Raw genomic sequence first — 859 nt, 5'->3', positions numbered from 1 at the left:
CTCGGGGGCGGGTAAATCGACGCTGGCCCGCAAGCTGCGCGATTGGGATACCTCGCTTGAATTCTCTGTCTCGGCCACCACCCGCGCACCGCGTGTCGGCGAGGAAGACGGCAAGGACTATTTTTTCACCGCCGAGGATGACTTCCGCGCCATGGTGAACGATGGCGATATGCTGGAGCACGCCCGCGTCTTCAACAACTATTACGGCTCGCCCAAGGGACCGGTGCAAAAGGCGATCGACAGTGGCCGCGATGTGCTGTTCGACGTGGATTGGCAGGGCGCGCAGCAGATCAGCAACTCGACGCTCAAGCAGCACGTGCTGTCGATCTTCATCCTGCCGCCCTCGATCAAAGAGCTGCGGCGGCGTCTGGAAACCCGTGGTCAGGACGCCCCCGATACCATCGCGCTTCGAATGGAGAAAAGCTGGGACGAGATCAGCCATTGGGACGGCTACGACTACGTGCTGGTCAATGATGACCTGACCGAAACAGAGGCCAAGCTGAAGTCGATCATCACCGCCGAAAGATTGCGCCTTTCGCAGCAGCCGAAACTGGTGGATCATGTGCGCGCGCTGCAATCAGAATTCGAGGACACGAAATGACGCTTTACGCTCTGGCCGATATCACCCCGCAGGTTCACGCGGATGCATGGGTTGCCCCCGATGCCAATGTCATCGGGAATGTGACGCTCGAGGCAGATGCCTCTGTCTGGTTCGGCTGTACGCTGCGCGGCGATAACGAGCTGATCCTCGTGGGCAAGGGCAGTAATGTGCAGGAAAACTGCGTCTTTCACACGGACCCGGGCTGCCCGCTGACAGTGGGGGAGAACTGTACAATCGGTCACAAGGTCATGCTGCACG

At 59.7% G+C, this 859-nt stretch carries 2 protein-coding genes; both read left to right on the top strand.

Translation table 11 applies throughout. The annotated features are described in order from the left end of the window. The coding region (gene gmk / locus B4F27_RS06000) for a guanylate kinase (RefSeq protein ID WP_286759138.1) at positions 1 to 601 on the top strand (601 nt) is incomplete at its 5' end. Beyond that, on the top strand, positions 598 to 859 hold a 262-nt coding region (locus B4F27_RS05995; RefSeq protein WP_286759137.1), incomplete at its 3' end, for a gamma carbonic anhydrase family protein. The genes gmk and B4F27_RS05995, both read left to right, overlap by 4 nt.

This window comes from Sulfitobacter sp. UBA1132, from assembly GCF_002311545.1.
GTDB classification, from domain to species: Bacteria; Pseudomonadota; Alphaproteobacteria; order Rhodobacterales; family Rhodobacteraceae; genus Sulfitobacter; species Sulfitobacter pontiacus.
This window is presented reverse-complemented; position numbering and strand designations above follow the sequence as displayed.